Origin of the sequence: Paenibacillus sp. tmac-D7 (genome assembly GCF_006519665.1) — a bacterium.
In the GTDB taxonomy this organism is placed as follows: Bacteria; Bacillota; Bacilli; order Paenibacillales; family NBRC-103111; genus Paenibacillus_G; species Paenibacillus_G validus.
On record NZ_VIDW01000031.1, the window covers coordinates 31,037 to 48,879 of the forward strand.

Annotated in this window: 19 protein-coding genes and 3 pseudogenes; 4 read left to right on the plus strand and 18 right to left on the minus strand. The window is 42.8% G+C overall.

Features of this window, described 5'->3' with window-relative positions; genetic code table 11:
• The first annotated feature begins 1 nt into the window (after window position 1).
• Together FKP33_RS19010 and FKP33_RS19015 are read left to right on the plus strand one after the other, a co-directional pair.
• Window positions 2-727 (plus strand): FeoB small GTPase domain-containing protein, encoded by a 726-nt coding sequence (locus FKP33_RS19010; RefSeq protein ID WP_141336079.1) that lies wholly within the window; start codon window positions 2-4, stop codon window positions 725-727.
• Entirely contained in the window at window positions 702-2,099 is a 1,398-nt protein-coding gene (locus tag FKP33_RS19015) for a nucleoside recognition domain-containing protein (RefSeq protein WP_141336080.1), read from the plus strand. The genes FKP33_RS19010 and FKP33_RS19015 overlap by 26 nt, the downstream gene beginning before the upstream one ends.
• A gap of 115 nt (window positions 2,100-2,214) precedes the next feature.
• Here the strand turns inward: FKP33_RS19015 and FKP33_RS19020 are convergent, their stop codons facing one another.
• From FKP33_RS19020 to FKP33_RS29485, 3 genes are all read right to left on the minus strand, one after another.
• Window positions 2,215-2,406 carry a hypothetical protein gene (locus FKP33_RS19020; protein ID WP_141336081.1) on the minus strand — a complete coding sequence of 64 codons (192 nt, stop codon included), beginning with the start codon at window positions 2,404-2,406 and terminating at the stop codon, window positions 2,215-2,217.
• Window positions 2,407-2,877: 471 nt separating this feature from the next.
• Window positions 2,878-3,852: a transposase gene (locus FKP33_RS19025; protein WP_181410214.1), complete on the minus strand. Its 975-nt coding sequence runs from the start codon at window positions 3,850-3,852 to the stop codon at window positions 2,878-2,880.
• A gap of 84 nt (window positions 3,853-3,936) precedes the next feature.
• Entirely contained in the window at window positions 3,937-4,095 is a 159-nt protein-coding gene (locus FKP33_RS29485) for a transposase (protein WP_474323896.1), read from the minus strand.
• Between the two features lie 163 nt (window positions 4,096-4,258).
• Here FKP33_RS29485 and FKP33_RS19030 point away from each other — a divergent pair, with 163 nt between their 5' ends.
• Window positions 4,259-4,474, plus strand: coding sequence for a hypothetical protein (locus tag FKP33_RS19030; RefSeq protein WP_141336083.1), 216 nt, complete (start codon window positions 4,259-4,261; stop codon window positions 4,472-4,474).
• Window positions 4,475-4,602: 128 nt separating this feature from the next.
• On the opposite strand, the gene qoxD is transcribed toward FKP33_RS19030, so the two are convergent.
• The 4 genes from qoxD to qoxA form a co-directional block, all read right to left on the minus strand.
• Window positions 4,603-4,887 carry a cytochrome aa3 quinol oxidase subunit IV gene (gene qoxD / locus FKP33_RS19035; protein ID WP_141336084.1) on the minus strand — a complete coding sequence of 95 codons (285 nt, stop codon included), beginning with the start codon at window positions 4,885-4,887 and terminating at the stop codon, window positions 4,603-4,605.
• Between the two features lie 2 nt (window positions 4,888-4,889).
• Window positions 4,890-5,486, minus strand: coding sequence for a cytochrome aa3 quinol oxidase subunit III (gene qoxC / locus FKP33_RS19040; RefSeq protein WP_141336085.1), 597 nt, complete (start codon window positions 5,484-5,486; stop codon window positions 4,890-4,892).
• Entirely contained in the window at window positions 5,486-7,432 is a 1,947-nt protein-coding gene (qoxB, locus tag FKP33_RS19045) for a cytochrome aa3 quinol oxidase subunit I (protein WP_141336086.1), read from the minus strand. Before qoxB ends, qoxC begins: the two co-directional genes overlap by 1 nt.
• 74 nt (window positions 7,433-7,506) lie before the next feature.
• On the minus strand, window positions 7,507-8,448 hold the full coding sequence (gene qoxA, locus FKP33_RS19050; protein ID WP_141336087.1) for a cytochrome aa3 quinol oxidase subunit II: 942 nt from the start codon (window positions 8,446-8,448) through the stop codon (window positions 7,507-7,509).
• 45 nt (window positions 8,449-8,493) lie between these two features.
• Between qoxA and FKP33_RS27985 the strand changes: the two are divergent.
• Window positions 8,494-8,643 (plus strand): annotated as a pseudogene (locus FKP33_RS27985) (IS4 family transposase); the annotation flags it as partial.
• A 771-nt stretch (window positions 8,644-9,414) separates the two neighbouring features.
• Here the strand turns inward: FKP33_RS27985 and FKP33_RS29490 are convergent.
• From FKP33_RS29490 to merR, 11 genes and pseudogenes are all read right to left on the minus strand, one after another.
• Window positions 9,415-10,593 (minus strand): annotated as a pseudogene (locus FKP33_RS29490) (IS110 family RNA-guided transposase).
• 239 nt (window positions 10,594-10,832) lie between these two features.
• Window positions 10,833-11,276 carry a protein-tyrosine phosphatase family protein gene (locus FKP33_RS19065; RefSeq protein WP_141336088.1) on the minus strand — a complete coding sequence of 148 codons (444 nt, stop codon included), beginning with the start codon at window positions 11,274-11,276 and terminating at the stop codon, window positions 10,833-10,835.
• A 3-nt stretch (window positions 11,277-11,279) separates the two neighbouring features.
• Window positions 11,280-11,747 (minus strand): ArsI/CadI family heavy metal resistance metalloenzyme, encoded by a 468-nt coding sequence (locus FKP33_RS19070; protein WP_372814071.1) that lies wholly within the window; start codon window positions 11,745-11,747, stop codon window positions 11,280-11,282.
• A gap of 13 nt (window positions 11,748-11,760) precedes the next feature.
• The gene (gene arsC / locus FKP33_RS19075) at window positions 11,761-12,186 is read right to left on the minus strand and encodes an arsenate reductase (thioredoxin) (RefSeq protein ID WP_141336090.1); all 426 of its coding nucleotides are present in this window, start codon (window positions 12,184-12,186) and stop codon (window positions 11,761-11,763) included.
• A gap of 39 nt (window positions 12,187-12,225) precedes the next feature.
• Window positions 12,226-13,638, minus strand: coding sequence for an arsenic transporter (locus FKP33_RS19080; protein WP_141336091.1), 1,413 nt, complete (start codon window positions 13,636-13,638; stop codon window positions 12,226-12,228).
• A gap of 13 nt (window positions 13,639-13,651) precedes the next feature.
• Window positions 13,652-13,963, minus strand: coding sequence for an ArsR/SmtB family transcription factor (locus FKP33_RS19085; RefSeq protein ID WP_141336092.1), 312 nt, complete (start codon window positions 13,961-13,963; stop codon window positions 13,652-13,654).
• Between the two features lie 190 nt (window positions 13,964-14,153).
• Window positions 14,154-14,709, minus strand: a pseudogene (locus tag FKP33_RS19090) (HAD-IC family P-type ATPase); the annotation flags it as partial.
• 72 nt (window positions 14,710-14,781) lie between these two features.
• Complete coding sequence (gene merA / locus FKP33_RS19095) at window positions 14,782-16,422, minus strand: mercury(II) reductase (RefSeq protein ID WP_155615818.1); 1,641 nt, start codon at window positions 16,420-16,422, stop codon at window positions 14,782-14,784.
• A 39-nt stretch (window positions 16,423-16,461) separates the two neighbouring features.
• Complete coding sequence (locus FKP33_RS27490) at window positions 16,462-16,794, minus strand: heavy-metal-associated domain-containing protein (protein ID WP_155615817.1); 333 nt, start codon at window positions 16,792-16,794, stop codon at window positions 16,462-16,464.
• 14 nt (window positions 16,795-16,808) lie between these two features.
• Window positions 16,809-17,099, minus strand: a complete 291-nt coding sequence (gene merT / locus FKP33_RS28580) for a mercuric transport protein MerT (protein ID WP_181410215.1) — start codon at window positions 17,097-17,099, stop codon at window positions 16,809-16,811.
• Window positions 17,100-17,308: 209 nt separating this feature from the next.
• Window positions 17,309-17,704 carry a mercury resistance transcriptional regulator MerR gene (gene merR, locus FKP33_RS19105; RefSeq protein ID WP_141336094.1) on the minus strand — a complete coding sequence of 132 codons (396 nt, stop codon included), beginning with the start codon at window positions 17,702-17,704 and terminating at the stop codon, window positions 17,309-17,311.
• Between the last annotated feature and the right edge of the window lie 139 nt (window positions 17,705-17,843).

Below are 17,843 nucleotides of genomic sequence, written 5' to 3' on the forward strand. Positions count from 1 at the left end.
TATGGTGACCTTCCGGATTGCTTTAGCAGGAAATCCTAATACGGGAAAAAGCACCTTGTTTAATACATTAACGGGATTGCGTCAACATACAGGTAACTGGGCAGGAAAAACCGTTATTCGAGCCGAAGGGAGTTATGAATATCAGAATCAAACTTACAAAGTCATCGATCTCCCGGGTACTTATTCATTGTTCACTAACTCCGTGGATGAAGAAGTAGCTCGTGACTACATTATTTTAGAAAAACCGGATGTAACCGTGGTGGTCCTTGATGCTACATCTTTGGAAAGAAATTTGAATCTCGCATTACAGGTTCTCGAAATGACCAGCAAAACGATCCTTTGTATTAATTTGATGGATGAAGCTCTAAAACTTGGAATTGAAATTGATGAAAAAAAGCTTTCCGAAAAATTAGGAGTTCCTGTCGTGAAGATATCGGCCCGCAAAAAAGAAGGAATCCAAAGCTTAAAATCATCGATCTATGATGTCGTATCAGGAAATATTGTACCTAAACCCAGACAAATTCTATACAGAGAAGAAATAGAAAATCGAATTAGAGCTATAGAGAGTGAAATTAGAAATTTGCTTGGCGACAGTTATCCTTCAAGATGGATGGCACTCCGTATTTTGGAAGGTGATCAAAGCATTCTGGACGCCATGGAGAGATTTGAAAGCAGTGGTGTTGGAAGGGAGCTGAACACCTATGGAAACTCAAGCTGTCACACATAATTCAGCTGTAAATCAATTAAGACAAAAGTTTCTTACAGGTGACGAAACCATCCGTGAACAGATGGTCAGCGATATTTATGCCAATGCAAGAGAATTATGCCAGGATATCCTGATTTATAAAGATCGTAAAAAGTTAATGAGTACGTACCATTTGGATAAAATCTTGACATCACCGATTTGGGGATACCCAATCATGCTCGCCATACTCGGCATCGTATTTTGGCTTACCATTGCCGGTGCAAATGTTCCCTCATCCATGCTGGCTACTTTCTTTGGATGGATTGAAGGCTATTTAGTTACAGGATTTGAAGCTATCAATGCTCCAGCTTGGCTGACCGGTTTGCTGGTCTTAGGACTGTTCCGCGGCACTTCATGGGTTATTAGCGTGATGCTCCCTCCGATGGCCATCTTCTTTCCCGTTTTCGCCCTATTGGAGAATTTCGGCTATCTCCCCCGTGTTGCCTTCAACATGGACCGGTTGTTTAAGAAGTCCGGCGGGCATGGCAAACAGGCCCTTACGATGTCTATGGGATTCGGATGCAATGCAGCTGCCATTATGTCAACAAGAATTATTGAATCGCCGCGTGAACGTATGTTGGCTATTCTGACCAATAATTTTGTGCCATGCAATGGCAGATGGCCTACTTTGATATTACTCTCTTCCCTCTTTATGGCTGCTGGTGTAGCTGGTCAACTACATTCTCTGACCACCGCACTGGTCGTTATGGGAATGGTATTGTTCGGCATTGTGGTTACATTGACTATATCTTGGGTGCTTTCCAAGACAGCGCTGAAAGGTGTTCCCACCCATTATACGCTCGAACTTCCTCCATATCGCCGGCCTCAATTTTTAAAAACAATTTTGATCTCATCCAAAGACAAATCTTGGTCTGTATTAAAACGTGCGATTATTATAGCTGCACCTGCTGGAGTTATCACTTGGATTTTCGGAAATATTTTCATTGACGGTACCAGTGTGTTAAATCATATGGCCTCATTTTTTGATCCATTTGCCCAATTACTTGGACTCGACGGTTTTATTTTGATGGCCTTTATTCTCGGCCTTCCGGCAAACGAAATCGTGCTACCGATTTTGCTTATGGGTTACCTTTCTTCAGGGGCAATGGTGGACGCAGATGGTTTTGAGAATATCAAAAGTATCTTTCTCGATCAGGGATGGACGTGGTTGACCGCTCTGAACATGATGTTATTTTCACTCCTTCACTATCCCTGCGGCACAACATTAATCAATATCTTTAAAGAAACACGTAGTCCAAAATGGACATTCCTGGCATTCTTGATACCTACCTTTATAGCCATTTTCGTAGTTTTTGCCACAACACAACTCGCCAGAATTTTTGGATGGGTATAAGTAAAAAAGGTAGAAAGAGTCAGCTTTGTAATTCGACTCTTTCTACCTTTTTTTGCAGTCAATTCAATAAATAATCTAATGGCTTTTCAAACTAAACAATGAGGTTATCTCTAAATCACCCCATGTGTTGTGGGGGTACCATCAGATATCCTTTGGCTATAGCAAAATAAAACAAAAACATACTCATTATTAACAAAACAGCCCAAATGCTCGCTTGAAGTTTTTTGCCCTGAAAAATGCGGACAAAAGCCAAGCCAAAGAATGATCCCATGACCACCAAAACCAGGATCCAAACAATTGTTAACATATTGAATTCTCCTCATACCATAGAAGTTAGCAAATAAGCACATTTTAATAATGTCAGTTGTATGAATGGATCACCTCGTCATCCGTTCCGTGTGCCGACTTTCTTTGATTGACGAATAATTTTCGTCTACCTAAAAATAACACATATATCCATTATTAAATACTACGTTTGATAGTATATTAATGACAATACCTTGAAACTTGTATAAATCATCTTCACAATATTCCTTTAATGATGTTTTTTCCATTTGTCCATAAAATTTCCCCTTAAGAGGCTGTTCAAAAAGCACTATTTCAGTTTGAAGACAGCAGCATAAGTAGCCAATAGAGACTCCAAAATTGGAAATGAAAGGGGTGCCATGGGATCGATTAATCTTCATCGGCACCGATTCAATTTCAGTCCTTAATTTTGGACAGACGTATCCCTTGTGCCGTGATTTTCTTTTTTTTTTCAATTGCTTCTGGAGGTGATTTACCCTGCCAGCGGCAGCGAGATTTGCTCCACTTGAATCTCTTGCAGCTTTTTCATGTTTGCAACATGATTCGGTGGTAGAACCGTCTCCCGTACATGCGCAATCATTCGCTCAATCAACCGAAACGCATCTCGCAGGATGAACCATTTCTCGACGCATTTGGTTGTACGAACCGGCACCTTCTTATGCTTCATGACGGAAGTCAGCTGATTCGACTCTTGTGCAAACGCCAACTCCACCTGCTTACGGAATTTCAGCATGTGTTCTTGCAGCATGCTTCCCTGTGGTACAGGGCCGTGGAAAACCGGGGGTTCCGTGAAGGAATAGTCGAACTGCTTCTCGCAAAGGCCTTGAAGCGGACAGGCGGCGCATTTCTCATCGTCTCCGCGAAACCAGGCGGTGTATGTATCTTTATCGAATCCGTCGAACATAAGGACATGACCTTGCTCGCATTCCGGTTTTCCTTCGGGGGAGCAGTGTTCAGGAATGATGGTGTTTTTCTTGTTTTCCGTTACGACCGCCACATCGTGCTTCAGGAGCGCCTCCTTTTGATCGTCGGCATCGAAATAACCCAAATCCGCCACCAGATAGTCGACCTTCAATCCTTCGATCTTCTTCATCATTTCAATGAGCGGCAGCATCACTTTGACGTCCGCCGTATCATTGGGGAGGAGGATAGAGAACAAGACAATTGGACCTTTCGGGCTGGGACAGACGATAGAATGCTTCCGGTAGCCAATGAAAAACTTGTTCTGGTTCGCCTTCGTTCGCTGCACACCGCAGGTGGCATCCGGATCGGAGTATGTCTTCTCACAAGCGCACTTGTTCTGATCCGGGCAAGAGCAGCGTTTGTGCTTGTATCCGTTGACGTTAGCCCAAATCGGCCTGGAATCGATGCCCGTAAGCGTCGGCAGTAAAAAATCCTTCAGTTTTAACGCTTGGGCAATGAGATCGAAAAGAATGGCATAAAACAATTCGGCACTGACTTTGGCTCGGAAGTTGCTCAGGCAGCTGTGAGCCGGCACCTTTTTGATATTGGGGACCCCGATAAAGTTACGCTATGCTTGGTTTTTGGGCTCCTTTAGTTGCATCACCAGATCCCGAGACGAGGAGATCTCCGGGCGTGTAAAGTAAAGGTAGTGCATCCGAAAGCAGACTCTTGGGTCGATAGGAGGACGACCGCCATCTTTGTAAAGCGGTCTAATTTTCTCAAGCAAGACAATTCGCCGATTTCGTGCTGAACTAAAATAGCTATCTTCAGGTTATCCACATTCCGCATTCATGTTCATATGAATGTCAGGAAAATTTAGAAAAACGACAGAAATACTTGACGATTTTGTGAACTTGATGAATAATATACAAAAAAGGAGAATGAGTGAAATGGAATCATATGTAAAAATATTAAATGCTGTGAAATATATAGGTGGTACTGTACTAATAATTGGAATTGTCATTTTCTTGTACGGTTTTTTTGTAACCGATTACAGTTCAGTAACAGGCATTGGTATCGGTACAGTTATGGGCGCTGCTTTTATCTTTTTAATGGGGGTGTTTCTAGTAGCTTCTGAAGAGATGGTGACAAAGATTAAAAAATAAAGTGAATATGTAATTTGCATATATAGATGTGTGTAGGAGGAATAGTAGATAAAATTAAATGGTGGCTGCGCATTACATGAACAAAAAGAGAGCGCCGGATAGACGCCCTCTTTGATACATTCGTATTATTAGTAGTATCCCCAGATCAATGTTAGTAAAGTACCGAAGACGGTAACTAGAGCTATGAATAATCCATAATATATGCTCGTATAGATTGATTTTTTATCCTTAGTTTCACCAGCGTGCATAAACACAACTAGCTGAACGGCTGCCTGTATGAATGCTGTTACAAGAAGAATCGTCGAGCCTACTGTGAATGACATGTCAAAGAAGTAAACAGTTAGAGCAACTGCAGTAAGGATCAGTGAAAATACAAAGCCCACTACTTGTTTGCGCGGGAATAATTCTTTCATGTTTACATCATTCCTTTCAGGTAGACGAAACTAAAGATGAAGATCCAAACTACGTCCAGGAAATGCCAGTAAAGAGAGAAGATGAATGCTTTATTGGTTGTTTCAGGAGTCAACCCGCGCTTTTTAACTTGTTGGATGATGAATAATCCCCAGAATAAACCAAATGTAACGTGCGCTCCATGCGTTCCTAATGTAAGTAATAGGATAGCTGTAAATGCACTAGTTTGTAGTCCTGCTCCTTCGTGAACATACATAACGAAATCATAAATTTCAACTCCTAAGAATCCTAGACCAAGAAGTAGCGTGATAGCAAAGAATGTCATCATCGCTTTTTGCTTGCCGATACGCATTGCGTGAATACCAAGACCAATAGTAAAACTACTTGTTAAAAGCAAGATTGTTTCAATTAGTACTGGGGTAATTTCGAAAATCTCTGCTCCAGTAGGACCGTTTCCAGTCCGATCAACTAATGTGAAATAGGATGCGAAAAGCGTTCCAAAAAGCGCAATTTCCGCTCCAAGAAAAATCCAGAATCCTAAGATATTTAAGCGATTTTGTTCCGTGCTATATTCAAGTGGCAGCGAGTGATCTATTTTCATTAGTTAGCACCTCGCAATTTTTTTTCTGTCTCTTCAATTTCTTCAACAGGGATGTAACGGCCGTGATCTTTTTCAAATGAGCGGTGGGCCATACAAGCAAAGATACCGATTGTTGTAAGGATTGCAACAGTCCACATGCCGAATACAAATGCAAAACCCCATACGAAGAAGATGCTACCCATGATAAACGGCACGCCACTGTTATTTGGCATATGAATTTTCTCTATTTTACCATTGAATAATTTAAAGCCCTTTTTCTTCGAATCCCAGAATGCTTCAGTTGAATTAACTGTTGGTACAATTGCAAAATTGTATTCTGGTACTGGACTATGAGTAGCCCATTCAAGAGAACGTGCATCCCATGGGTCAGCATGAATATTTCTTGGTGAGTAACGAATACTGTAGTAAACGTTATAAACAATTAGAGCAAACCCGATCGCTAGCCCGATGGCTCCAATGAAAGAAATCATGTTCCATAGACCAAATCCAGTTGATTCAGAGTACGTGTACATACGACGTGCTTGACCATCTAAACCAGAGATAAACATTGGGAAGAATGTTACACAAACGCTGATTGAGATAAACCAGAACGCCCATTTCCCAATTCTTTCATTCAGCATGAAACCGAACATTTTTGGCCACCAGTAAGTGAGACCGGCAAGCATAGCGAATACAACACCAGGAATAATTACCAAGTGGAAGTGAGCTACTAAGAACATTGTATTATGGTATTGGTAGTCAGCGCTTGCCATTCCAAGCATAACCCCGGTCACCCCACCGATTGTGAAAATCGGAATGAAACCTAATGAATAAAGCATTGGAACGGTAAAAACAATTTTACCTTTTCTAAGCGTGAACAACCAGTTAAAGATCTTAATCCCGGTCGGAACAGCAATCGCCATAGTTGTAATCGAGAAGATACTGTTAACTAGTGCTCCCTGACCCATTGTAAAGAAATGGTGAACCCATACTAAGAATGAAAGCAGAGAGATAGCCACCATAGAGATTACCATTGATTTATAGCCATACAGGTTACGACGTGCAAAGGTTGAGATAATTTCACTATAAATACCGAATGCCGGCAAGATTAAGATATAAACTTCAGGATGTCCCCAAACCCAGAACAAGTTCGCCCAAAGCATGTCCATCCCGCCATTAGTCGAAGTAAAGAAGTTTGTTGCAAATAGTCGGTCCATTGTCCCCATTATAAGCGCCACTGTTAATACAGGGAAAGCGAAAACGATGATAAGGTTAGTGATTAAGGCAGACCATGTGAACATTGGCATTTTCATTAATGTCATACCAGGTGCTCTCATTTTAAGAATGGTAGTGATAAAGTTAATACCCGTTATTAATGTACCAAGACCTGAAATCTGAAGAGAAAACATATAATAGTTCGTTCCTACAGATTCACTGAATTCAGTACCTGCAAGTGGAAAATAAGAAGACCAACCTGCATCAGGAGATCCACCAATTACGAAAGAGATGTTGAACAACAGCGCTCCGAAAAAGTAAAACCAAAAACTTAGTGCATTTAAACGTGGGAACGCTACGTCACGAGCTCCAATTTGTAATGGAACAACGAAGTTCATTAAGGCCATAACGAATGCCATAGCCATAAATATAATCATAACAACCCCATGCGTAGTGAAAATTTCATTATACTCCTGTGCACCTAGCAACGTGTTTTCAGGCACAGCAGTTTGGGCACGCATCATAATAGCATCTACACCGCCGCGGAATAGCATTAGCAAAGCAGATATCAGATACATAATACCGATACGTTTATGGTCAACTGTCGTTAACCATTCACGCCATAAATAGCCCCATTTTTTAAAATAGGTTAATCCAACGATTATCGCGATAAGAGTAAGAGCAATGGCAACCATCGATGCGTAAATCGTAGGACCTGGATTAGGTACGGCAAATCGATCAAAGAAATCCATACTTTTGTGACTCCTTTCAGGAAATATATTGCTTTAATGCAAAACTAGTTGTTTTATCGAACGATTGTTAAATCTTAATGATTCATGTTGTTCATGTTGCTTTGGTCAGAATTTTTTTCGGGTGAATCTTCGTCAGATTCATCGGATTCCTCAGAGTCAGTTTCTTTAGTGTCAGATGATTCTTGGTTATGATGACCTTCTGGAGGTGGTGAGAAACCTAAATGAGTTCCAGTGAACGTGGACTGTCCAAGGTGACCTGGTTCTAATAATTCATAGAATTTTTCTTTAGTAAGAGGTTCAGCAGTAGCTTTAATTTCATCTACCCATTTATCGAATTCTTCTGGAGGCATTGCCTTAACGTTGAACGTTTGCTGAGCAAAACCTTCACCGGTGAAGTTTGCGTTTCGACCCATATATTCCCCTGGAACATCAGCTGCCAAGTTTAACGTGTTAACCATGTCAGCCATCGCATATTTTTGTCCTCCAAGTTGAGGAATCCAGAAACTGGAGATTGGTCCATATGAATAAAGTTTAAATTGAATTGGTCGGTTTGTTGGTATAAACAGGTAATTAACAGTTTCAATATTTTCTTCCGGATAACTAAAATGCCACTTCCAGTTAGATGATGAAGCGTAAATAACTAATGGTTTTTGTTCGTATCCTTTCGGTATTGCCTCAACTTCATATGTCGATTTAACCGTAACAACTGATAGGAAAGCTACGATTATAATCGGGATAGCCGTCCAAATTATTTCAAGTTTAAGACTACCTTCAATATGAGGAGGTTCATAATCTTTTCTTTGTTTAGACGCACGGTATTTTATTATCATAAATACGTAAAGCAAGATAACGACAATGACAACAATCGCCATTGTCCAAATCGATATCATAATGACATCGGCTGTCGTTCGAGCTTGAGGCCCTTTAGGATCCAAGACCGTTAACGGCTTTTCGCAACCGGTTAACACTGTGATAATAGTGAAAATGAAAACAAATAAAGCCCATTTTACTTTCATACAGATTCCCCTTTCTTTGATTTGGTTGTAGTTAGATAATTGGATTTACAGCAATTAATCGAGCTTCTTGAAGATACCCTAAAAAAGACAAGCAAGGAAATCCAAAAAATAATCAAAACTCAACTTCAGCAATGGATCGCCGGCCTTCCCAATTACATTAAGGCTTATTTGTTGAATTCACTCTGCGAAGTTTGAGTTCATAACATATCCCTTTCTTAATTACTGAATTCCACCTTCCTAATCATAGTTTACGGATTATGACCTTAGATCCGCTTAAAAAAGATGGTACAATAATTTAACTATATTGAGTAGTTATTTATTCATTTGTCAAAACATATTCATTCTTTGTTCACCGGTCTCACACAAATTAATCACAGAACGTTCATAGACTTTGATAATCGTTCATAAGCGCATGGTATTAAAGAAAATATACAATTTTTGTAAATGCAACTGACTCTCTTAAGAACAATTAGGGAAGCGTTGCAAGAATTCAACTATTCCTATATAGGCGAGTTTGAAGTGCGGTGAAAAACCTTTCCATTCTTAATTTTGTTAGAATATCGGATGCCTACAAGTCGGTGTCCATGATTTATTTAGTTATGCTGGAATGCTTCAACCAGCAGTAAACCAAAAGACTAAGATATGCGGGATAATCTCAACCTTGACTACAACAAGACCAAAGAAAAATAGTCTTAATGATTACATCAGTAGACCCGCATCATTATCGTTGCCTTTTGCTTTAATCTATAATTTGCCATGCTCCCCGTTCACAACACCGTCTCACTCCAAGGTTCAATGCAGATCGGAACGTAAACCGCTTGATTTCACAAATTTGTCAAGCTAGCAGCAAAACCAGCTAATGTTTGTCATGCTCTGAGATCTTGGCTTAGAATCGAATTGCTGATGTAATTTTCTGAGCATGCCAAATAACCTCCATTGGCGTGGAGGTTTTTGGTTAAATATGGTTTATGCGTGGTAGGGCTGGTTCTTATTCAAGGTGGCGTAAATGTGATGCAATAGCTTGTTGGCGCAAGCAATCACCGTCATCTTGTAGGGCTTGCCCTCTAGTCTTTTCTTATCATAGTAAGCCTTTAGCCTTGGGTTCGTGCCGCGCCTTAATCCGCATTGAGCTGCCATATACAAGGCTCTACGCAAGCGTTTTGAGCCCCGCTTTATTATTCGGTTGCTAGAGGCCCTAAATTGTCCGGAGCTGTATACACCAGGATCCAGCCCCGCAAATGCTACAAGCTGCTTGGCATCTCCTAATTGGCTTGCGTCTCCGATTTCCGACACTATGGCTGCTGCCAGTTTATCTCCCTATCCCCGGAATACTCTTTATGAGTTCGACTTCCGGCAGTAATTCCGCTAGCCGATCCATCTGCTCTTCAACCGTTTGGAGCTGTTCCCGCATGGTGAGAAGTAACGAAACCATACTCGACAGCATCTGAATTTGAGCGGCGCTCTTCTTCTCCCTTGACCACACTTGCAGGATCTTACCCAACCGCTCTGTTTTCGTACCTATCCAGGATTCGGAATGCGACTTCCCGGCAACCTGACGGATGAGTTCATCCAATTCTTGCGTCTGACCAGACAAGCAAGCCTGCAAAGCCTTTAGAGCCGTGACTGAGTAGAGATCGTAGAACACTTCCTCATAGGCAGGAAACACCTGATCCAGCAGCGCCCGCATATTGAGCTTCGCCTGAACATAAAGCGAGGTGACGAATTCGTGCTGTCGGGTTACATGCTGAAGTTCCGTATAATTCTCGTTCCAGCTTCGATGCGGGTGCACATCGCCGCGGTAATACATCTCGGCCAAGTGCCAAGCGTCCGCCGCATCCGTCTTCACCTTTCGAAGTTGTGCGCTCTTCGCACGTTTGGACAGAAGCGGATTGACGATGATATGTTTGATTCCGCTTGTTGCCAAATACGCCACCACGACACGGTGATAATGGCCTGTCGCCTCCAGAATGACAACCGGTTCTTCTCCGTACGTTCTCTGAGCTCGATCAGCACTTCCCCAAGTCGCCTAAATCCCAATTCTGTGTGCCTTATGGATTCCGATTTTCCATAGGCCTCATTACGCTTAAGAAATGCTTGGATCATACTTGTCCCTTTCGATACATCCAAACCTACAACCGGTTCCATTTCATCCTCCTGAATTATAGTCCGCCGGCACTCCCACGATGGTTCCAAACCCATAGCTTCGCTTGTGATGCGAGGTCATAGCCTCAACCAGCTCAAACATGGTCATTGGGGGCAGTGGGAGAACAGTTTTTTTGACGGGGTCGAACCCCAAAAAAGCCCACGTTCTCCCGGCTACCGCCATCGTAATGCACCTAAGGAAATAGGCCAACCAGAAGCTTATGGGACAGCCCCTTATATTTTTATTTATCGGGATATAGTTTTTTCAGAGATTCTTTCTGTGATGGCTTAATATCAATGATGTTCCGGATGCTCTTTGCTTTTGCCTCAGCTTCATCAAGCGTAGAACTTAATCCCAAAGCAAGTAAGGTACCCGCTGCTACCGTACCGGTTCGTCCCTTTCCTCCGCCACAATGAAACGCAACCTTCTTGTTTTGATGATAAGCTTCGGTGACGGCCCGGATCGCTTGCTCAAAGGCTTTTTCTTGCGGCACAGCAGCATTATCCGCTAACGGAATTTGAATCCATTTCGCATTAGCCGCTGGATAGGCGCATTCCGTTGCTTCGCCGCGCAGATCCACGATCACGTCGATGCCTTCATTTTTCACCATCGACTCAACGTCAGCTGCCGCGCCCATGAAAATTTTATCCGGGATCAAAGCATGGTAGTTTTTTTCAGACGACATGGACTACACTCCTTTTTTAAATGATCCAAATTCAATCGGAACCGGGGCCGCTGGCGGCGCGCAGCACAATGACAAATCCCTGGCTTCGCCGGCTGATTCAAATTCGGAATCTTCTTTGGTGTAGAAAATCTCCCACGCGTTGCCGTCCGGGTCATACACCCAAACTTTATCCTGCACCGCATAGCAGCATGTAGTATTCATCTCGTCAATCAGCAGCAGCCCGCTTTGACGAAGCCGTTCCCCCATCGCCAGCACTTCCTCGGTGTCATTCACTTGGAATCCCAAGTGATTCAGCACGCCTTTTTGCTCGAACGGCCGGACATTGAGCGAAAAATGCAGCGCCGGATCTTCTAATTCAAATTTGGCGTAATTATCTTTGATCTTACTGGGCTCTGCTCCAAAAAAAGCACGATAAAAGTCAAGGGACTTGTTTAGATCCGTACAGTTTAATGCGACATGCATTCGTTTGATCATGGAATCCACCTCATTTCCCTTCTTTGACGAACTGCTCAATCCGGCTCTTAATCGAGTCACGAACGGTGCGGAACTGATTCATGATTTCGTCTTCCGTTCCGGTAGACTTTGCCGGATCATCAAACCCCCAATGCCATTTGGTGACGTTCTTGTTGGAAATCACAGGGCAATGCTCGTCGGCGTGGCCGCACAAGGTAATGACATAATCGGCACGATTCAAAATATCCGGATCGATTACATCGGAAGTGTTTTTGCTAATGTCCACGCCAGCTTCATTCATTACTTGAACCGCACGCGGATTTAGTCCATGCGCTTCAAGACCTGCGCTTTTCACTTCATATTTGTCGCCTCCCAAAGCCTTTAAAAAGCCCTCCGCGATTTGACTTCTGCAAGAATTTCCGGTGCACAAAAAGTAAACTAAAGGTTTTTTCTCCATGGTGAACAATCTCCTTTATGAGTTCGAATGGTGAAACAGTTAAGCGCCTTGATGCCCTCGTTTAGCTTGTTTACTTCCCAAAAAAGTCTTAATAATCATCGCAACCACCACAAGCACACCAACAATCGCTGCGATACATAGCCATACATTCACCTGTAGCGTTTGGAGAACATAAAGCCATGCATAAAGACCGGTGAGGGTAATGAACAACGTGGGAATGGTTAACAGAATGCCGACTTTAAAATAATAGCCCCAGCTGATTTTGACATTTTTGGTGGATAACACATGCAGCCAAAGCAGGGTTGCAAGGGACCCGATTGGCGTAATTTTCGGACCTAAATCCGAACCAATCACATTGGCATAGATGAGCGCCTCTCGAATGAATCCCTCGGTTTGTGTACCTTGAATGGCCAGTGCATCAATCATGACCGTTGGCATGTTATTCATAATGGACGACAGGATCGCTGCGATAAAGCCCATGCCTAGGGTAGCAGCAAACAGTCCTTTGTCTGCGACTGCTTGAATCACGCTGCCTAGTGCATCCGTAAGCCCGGCATTACGCAAACCATAAACGACCACATACATGCCGATGGAGAAAATCACGACTGCCCAGGGCGCGCCTTTTACGAGTTTCCAGGTATGAATCGCAGGACTTTTTCTCGCGGCGAAAAGAAACGCTATTGCGGCTATACCGGCAATAATGGACACGGGAATGGTGAAAAATTCACTAACGAAATAGGCGACGAGCAAAGCCCCTAAAATGACCCAAGATAATTTAAACAGCCTCATATCCTTAATGGCTTCCTTCGGCTTTTTTAACTGAGTGAGATCGTAGCTGTTCGGGATGTTTTTCCGAAAATACAAATACAACACAATCAGGCTCGCAATGATGGAAAAGAAATTCGGCACAATCATACGGCTCGCGTATTCCGCAAAACCGATGTTGAAATAATCGGCAGATACGATGTTGACCAAGTTGCTGACGACAAGCGGCAATGAAGCCGTATCGGCGATAAACCCACTCGCCATAATAAACGGCAGGATCATCTTGTCATCAAATTTAAGCGCCCGAACCATGGCGAGCACAATCGGCGTAATGATCAAGGCCGCTCCATCGTTGGCAAACAGGGCCGCGACCGCAGAACCAAGCAGGATGATAAATACAAACATGAGTAGACCGTTACCACGTGCCAGCCGTGCCATATGTAAGGCTGCCCACTCAAAAAAACCGATTTCATCGAGCACCAGGGAGATTAAAATAATGGCTACAAACGCCAAGGTTGCGTTCCACACGATGCCGGTTACCGTTCCGACATCCGCGAAGCTCACTACGCCGAAAATTAATGCAAGAATCGCCCCGGTACTTGCGGACCAGCCGATATTTAATCCCTTTGGCTGCCAAATGACAAACGTTAGGGTCACTAAAAAAATAAGAAATGCAGTAATAGCCATGTAATCCTCCGCACTAATCGCAATCATTTTTGATTTGATCGATTTTTTCTTTTAACGATGGAAGGTAGCCCATAATCGCCTGAATATAGGGCTTATCTTCAATATTTAACGAATAATAAATCCATTGGCCTTTACGTGTTTCGTTCACAAGCCCCGCGGCTTTTAATTTACGCAAATGCTGGCTGGCGTTGGGCTGTGATGTTTCCAGCAGCTCCACGATATCACATACGCAAAGGGCGCGTTCTTTCAATAAGGCCATCATCGTGAGTCGAGTTTTATCTCCGAGCAGTTTCAAGTTCTCTGCCACTTCATTGATTTGTTCCATGTCATACCTCCCCTCAAGCGGTGTATCCATACTATTGTATTTCACACCAATAAATATATACGAATTCGCTTATATAATCAATGAATTATATTGTAAACAGTTTGTAAATCGAAAATAACGCCTTTAGGAAACGACAAAAAAAGCTCCTGCAGATGCAGGGGCCTTTGTTGTTTGAACGTGACAGGTGTTTTCACTCTCTCTTGGTTCGTAGTAGCCGCAAGCTATTTAACGTTACGATCAGCGTTGCTCCCATATCCGCAAAGATGGCAAGCCATAACGTTAGCCAACCCGGAACAATCAGCAGCAAGGCGATCAGCTTAATGATCAGCGCAAAAGCAATGTTTTGTTTAATGATGTTCAGCGTATTCCGGCTTAATCGGATCGTAAAGGGCAACTTCGTTAGATCATCGGCCATGAGCGCAATATCGGCCGTTTCTAATGCGGTGTCGGTACCGGCTCCCCCCATGGCAATGCCAACCGTTGCACTAGCTAAAGCCGGAGCGTCATTCACACCATCACCAAGCATCGCGACTTTGCCGGTTTCTTTTAGTTGCTTAATCGCTTCAAGCTTATGCTGCGGCCTGTCATTGTAACGATATGGTCACCGCCGGAATACCCTTCGTTAACGTCCCGGTTTTATCAAAAGCAATGACCGATAGATGGCCCGTTTCCTCTAGGTGAATCCCGCCTTTAATCAGCACGCCGTTTCTCGCGGCGTTACCTATGGCCGTTACAATCGAAACCGGCCCATTTTTTTCTCGTTTTCAAAGGTTCCACGTTTTATTTTACAGACCCGAATAAAACAAACGGGGGGAGATTTACCCAGCACAACAAGACAATTTAGAAACGTCTTTATCGAACGTCAGAGCTGCCAGTTTTAATCCTTCTGCAATCGTTAAGTACGGCGCAAAGCTTTCACGTAAATCCTCAACGGTTAGACCGAATTTTACTGCTAATGTCGCGGCGTAAATGACTTCCCCAGCGTTTTCAGAGACAATATGGGCACCTAATACTTTCAACGACTTTGAATCAGCGACTAACTTAAAGACACCGGTTGTTTGTCGATTCACAAGCGCTCTCGGAACGGCATCCAAAGGTAGAACGGACGTCTTCACTTCATAACCCTTTGCCTTTGCCTGTGCTTCCGTTAATCCAACAGAAGCAATCGACGGGGAAGTAAATGTAACGCCTGGAACGGATTCAAGGTTGACCTTACGTTCTAATCCCCTGATAGCATTATCTGCCGCGATCCCCCCCTCATAAGCAGCAACATATACAAATTGTGGACCCATGGTGACATCACCAGCCGCATAAATGTTGGGGTTTGCGGTCCTTAAGTATTCATCAACAATGATTTCTCCCCGTGAACCTGTTTTTACTCCAGCCACACTAAGATGGAGTGCTTCCGTATTCGGTTTTCGTCCTGTAGCGATAAGAAGTTTCTCGGCCTTCACTACTTTGTATTCGCCATTTACCAAAAGATAAACCTGTTTCAGGTCGCCAATGGCTTCAACGCGTTCATAGGTTACACCGGTAATAACCTGAATGCCTTGTTCTGTTAATGCTTTGGTCACTGCGTCGGATATTTCCGGGTCATACTCTTTCAAGAGCCGTGGACTTCTTTGCAGTAACGTGACTTGTGAGCCTAATTGGTGAAACAGCTGACCTAATTCCATGGCGATATACCCCGAACCAATAACAGCAAGGGTTTTGGGTAATTGCTTCAGCTCCAACAAGGACGTGCTAGTCAGATAATCCACTTCTTGTAAACCTGGAATGTCCGGAATGGAAGGGGAAGCGCCTGTGGCGATTAAAAATCGTTTAGCCCTAAACTTTTGATCATTAACCTCTATCGTTTTTTCATCAATAAATTTGGCTTCGCCGCGAATGAGTTCAAATCCATATTCTTCAATTAAATCGACATACTTGTGCTGGCGAAGTTCGCCAACAAGTTCATCTTTTTGCTCAACCAATTGTGCCAAATCAACTGACCCAGCCGATGTGGTTAGCCCCAAGAAAGGGTTGCTTTTAGCGAGATGATGGATTTCACCGGCACGAAGCAGTGTCTTGGATGGAACGCAGCCAATATTTACACAAGTTCCGCCTACGGTACTACGTTCAATGATAGCGACTTTTGCGCCATGTTCGACCGCCTTAATTGCGGCCGAAAAAGCGGCTCCACCTGATCCAATAATCAATAAATCATAATCACCCTTACCGTCGAGAACCGGTTTGTCATAAGACTCCATGACTTCCGCATCTCCCGATTGATATTTCGCTTCGTTGATGGCTTGCTTTGCGGTTTCAATATTTACGTCGTCTGGTAATTCAAGTGTGGCTTCTCCCCGCCGAAAACTGGCCTTAATATTTCTGGCCCCAATACCTTCAAGTGCTGTTGCAACGTGTTCTTCGCAGCCCGTACAGGTCATGCCTTTCACTTGGATTCGATATTTTTTCATGATAAACAAACACCTACCTTAACGATAGTTTTTCACAACTTATTGAATACCATATCCTAAATCAATCACCGTTTTTTGAATTGTTTTTAGATCCGTTTTGCTTTTATCAAATTCAACTTGCGCCGTTCCAGAACCGATCTTACTTTTAATTTGTACATTCTGGACACCATCTACACTCTTTATGGCACTTTCTACAACAAAATCACAACTCGCACAGGTTAACCCTGTGACTTCAAACGACGCCTTTTCAATATTTTCTGCGTTTGCGACTGTAACAGCGCTTTTGCTTTCGTTTGGTGTTCCGCAAGCTGAAACGATAAGCGCAAAAGATAACATCAATCCAGTGAACAAGGCGATTTTACTTATTTTCATAAGATTCACCTTCCTTAAACGTATCCCTTAGCCAAAAGGGTATAAGTAAACATGCCCAACACCAAAACAGTCGAAATCCATAACGTGATAATCGTACTTTTCTTTTTGCATTGCCGTCCATAAACATAATAAAAAGAGATCGCTAGAAGAACGACAGTAATAATCATAAGCACCGATTGGAACTTTGTAGCGAAAATCGCGAGTGTTCCTGCAAACCCTGTTAATCCAAGGGGGATTAAAATTAAGGGACCCAGGCAACAACCCGACATCACAAAAGCGCTAAAAACAGTGGCCAAACTCGACATTTTTTCCTTCTTCAATACACCTCATTTTTGCTTTGGAATACTGCAACAATCTATCGCTGCGCTAGTTTTCCCGGTTTTCTCTTGTTTCCCTATTCGTTTAAACATCATGAACAAAGAAAAGGAAAAGAGGCTTCCGAAAATTATCCCAGCGGTTGTTTGATGAACGCGCTATAAGTCCCAAATGTTGTACCAGCAAGCAAAGGAATAATCTAACGAATTAATGTTTCGATGATGGGGCATTCATGAATCGCTTTTTCATCAGGACAACGCTTTTTTAAATTAGATAACATCGTTTCGATTCGTTGAAGGTCTTTAATTTTTTGCTGAACGTCCTGCAGTTTTTCGACAACAAAGTCATACATGTCTGCGCATCTAACATCTTCTTTATCCACAATGCCAAGCAATTTATCAATTTCGGAGAGTGTGAAACCAAGCTCCTGCATTCGCTTAATGAACATTAATCTGTCCCTCGTGTTTTCGGGATACAGTCGATAACCTACATCACTTCTTACAGGTTCGGGAATCAATCCTTTTCGTTCATAATAACGCAGTGTTTCCTTATTGACGTTGCATAGTTTGGAAATGTCTCCTGTACGATATTTCATCTTTTCTCACCCCGTAATAAAGTATAAACCCTGTACCATAGTACAGGGTCAAGAACTTTTATTCACTCAAAATGGTGTTAGTTATAAGAACGTAACCAATGGCAACCAATACAATCTGTATGATCGCGTCCATACAAAA